Consider the following 3,000-nt stretch of genomic DNA (forward strand, 5'->3'; position numbering starts at 1 on the left):
CCTATCAACATGTCGATTTACAAGAAGACGGACAAATCGATTGGACCAAAGTGGAACTAGCCATATCTGAGAAAACGAAAGTCATAGCAATTCAACGTTCAAAAGGGTATGCAAACCGCCCGTCGTTTACCATTGAACAAATTGAAGTGATGACAAAAAAAATTCGGACCTTAAAACCGCAAGCTATTATTTTTGTTGATAACTGTTATGGAGAATTTGTAGAAGAGCTTGAACCGACTAACGTTGGAGTCGATTTGATGGCCGGATCCCTTATTAAAAATCCAGGGGGTGGCCTTGCAAAAATCGGAGGATATATAGCTGGTAAGAAAAGGTATGTAGATATGTGTGCTTACCGCATGACTTCTCCGGGTATAGGAGGAGAGGCAGGCGCATCCTTAAATACATTAGCTGATATGTATCAAGGTTTTTTCTTGGCACCACATGTTGTTGCGCAAGCTGTCAAAGGTGCCATCTTTACTTCAGCGATGCTTGAAAGCATCGGCATGGATACGTCTCCTCATTACATGGAAAAACGCACAGACCTCATCCAGTCCGTATCTTTTAAAACAGCTGAACAAATGATACGTTTTTGCAAAGCTATTCAAGCCAATTCTCCAATTAATGCACATTTCGCACCCGAGCCCGCATATATGCCAGGATATGAAGATGATGTCATTATGGCTGCTGGTACTTTTATTCAAGGCTCCAGTATCGAATTAACAGCAGACGGTCCCATCAGACCTCCTTATACAGCATATATCCAAGGTGGATTAACATATGAACATGTGAAATTCGCGATTCTGTCAGCGGTACAACAATTGCAATCAGAAAATCTTGAAAAATAAAATCGTCCTCCTTTTTGGGAGGATTTTTTTCATGTTAGATAATATGACATGCACTTGACAGGAAACCTCACATATAATATGATAAGACATGTGAAAGCGGAGGTGAGCTTTGTGAGTCAGCAATTAAGAAGGTCAATGCCATTATTACCAATTAGCATCGTCATGCAGCTGACAGAGTTGACTGCACGGCAAATTCGCTATTATGAGGATCATGATTTGATACATCCTGCCCGTACTGAAGGTAATCGACGAATGTTTTCATTAATTGATGTCGACACTCTACTTGAAATCAAAGATTTTCTTGAGCAAGGAATCAATATGGCTGGAATAAAGAAATTGTTTGAAATGAAAAACCAGCCAATTATCCAGGAAGCGAAAGCTCAATTAACGGATGCTGAATTACGTAATATCTTACGTATGGAAATGCAACAGGCAGGAAGATATCAGAAGGCTTCTTTAAGACAAGGGGATTTATCTCGTTTTTACCATTAAACGAGCATTATAAATATATAAATAATAATTGGGAGAGTGACAAGAAGTGAGCAAGTACACAAAAGGCGACATTCATAAGTTTGTTAAAGAGCAAGAGGTTAATTTTATCCGTTTACAATTTACTGATATTCTTGGGACGATTAAAAATGTTGAGATACCTGTAAGCCAGCTTGAGAAAGCTCTCGACAATAAAATGATGTTTGATGGTTCTTCAATCGAAGGTTTCGTACGAATTGAAGAGTCTGATATGTATTTAGTGCCAGATTTGAACACATGGGTAGTCTTCCCGTGGATTACTGGTAAAGGGAAAGTTGCAAGATTGATCTGTGACGTAAATAAAGCTGATGGGTCACCATTCCCAGGAGATCCCCGCAGTAACTTAAAACGTGTATTAAAAGAAATGGAAGAGTTAGGCTTTACAGATTTCAATTTAGGGCCAGAGCCAGAATTTTTCTTATTCAAATTAGATGAACACGGTGAGCCTACGCTTGAACTAAATGACGCTGGTGGCTATTTTGACTTAGCACCAATGGATTTAGGGGAGAACTGCCGACGTGATATCGTTCTAGAATTAGAAGAAATGGGCTTTGAAATCGAAGCTTCCCATCACGAAGTAGCTCCAGGTCAACATGAAATTGACTTTAAATATGCAGATGCTGTAACTGCATGTGATAATATTCAAACGTTTAAATTAGTTGTTAAGACAATTGCCCGTAAACACGGATTGCATGCGACATTCATGCCTAAACCATTGTTTGGTGTGAATGGATCAGGGATGCATATGAACGTTTCATTATTCAAAGGTAAAGAGAATGCGTTCTTTGACGAGACGGGTGACCTGAAGTTAAGTGAAACAGCTTATCAATTCATGGCAGGTATTCTGAAACACGTTCAAGGATTTACAGCGATTACTAATCCGACAGTAAATTCTTACAAACGTCTAGTACCTGGATACGAAGCTCCATGTTACGTTGCATGGTCTGCACAAAACCGTAGCCCGCTAATCCGTATCCCATCTTCACGCGGAGTAAGTACACGCGTAGAAGTGCGTTCAGTGGATCCAGCTGCTAACCCTTACTTAGCAATGGCAGTAATATTAAAAGCTGGTCTTGATGGAGTAAAAAACAAACTAACTCCACCAAAAGCAGTTGATCGCAACATTTATGTAATGAATAAAGAAGAACGTCTTGCAAATGGTGTAGAGGATCTTCCTGCTAATTTACATCTAGCTTTAGAAGAACTTGAAAAAAATAGTACGATACGTGAAGCTTTAGGCGAGCACATCTACGCTAACTTCGTGGATTCAAAAGAAATTGAATGGGATATGTTCCGTACGTCTGTACACCCATGGGAACGCGAACAATATTTGAAAATGTATTAAGAAAAAACGTTGGAGTCTTTAAGACTTCCAACGTTTTTTTTTACGGAAAAAAGTTCATGAAAGACCTGCGATAATTTTGCATATTTGGGATACAACATAAATTAGGTTGAGATACCATATAGGTCTCACCTTTAAATCGTATTATTTATTTATCTTGTTGGTTTGTTGATTCTTGTTTTTGTTGTTAACCATATTTTTAGGGTTGGAATCAAATTCCGTAACAGCAAATTCCTCTTTCTGATTGTTGGGGGTTTTGTAGGTTCCAAAGGGGTTATGCGTTCT

Annotated in this window: 3 protein-coding genes; all 3 read left to right on the forward strand. The window is 38.9% G+C overall.

All coding sequences use genetic code 11. The features are described from left to right. Window positions 1–845 (forward strand): methionine gamma-lyase family protein (locus tag AC1DSL_RS16805; RefSeq protein WP_477533083.1); only part of this gene is annotated, 845 nt, incomplete at its 5' end. 111 nt (window positions 846–956) lie between these two features. Beyond that, the gene (locus AC1DSL_RS16810) at window positions 957–1,337 is read left to right on the forward strand and encodes a MerR family transcriptional regulator (protein WP_016427486.1); all 381 of its coding nucleotides are present in this window, start codon (window positions 957–959) and stop codon (window positions 1,335–1,337) included. Between the two features lie 46 nt (window positions 1,338–1,383). After that, window positions 1,384–2,718, forward strand: a complete 1,335-nt coding sequence (gene glnA / locus AC1DSL_RS16815) for a type I glutamate--ammonia ligase (RefSeq protein ID WP_016427485.1) — start codon at window positions 1,384–1,386, stop codon at window positions 2,716–2,718. The last annotated feature ends 282 nt before the right edge of the window (window positions 2,719–3,000 follow it).

It is taken from the genome of Paenisporosarcina sp. P4_D4, from assembly GCF_056401835.1.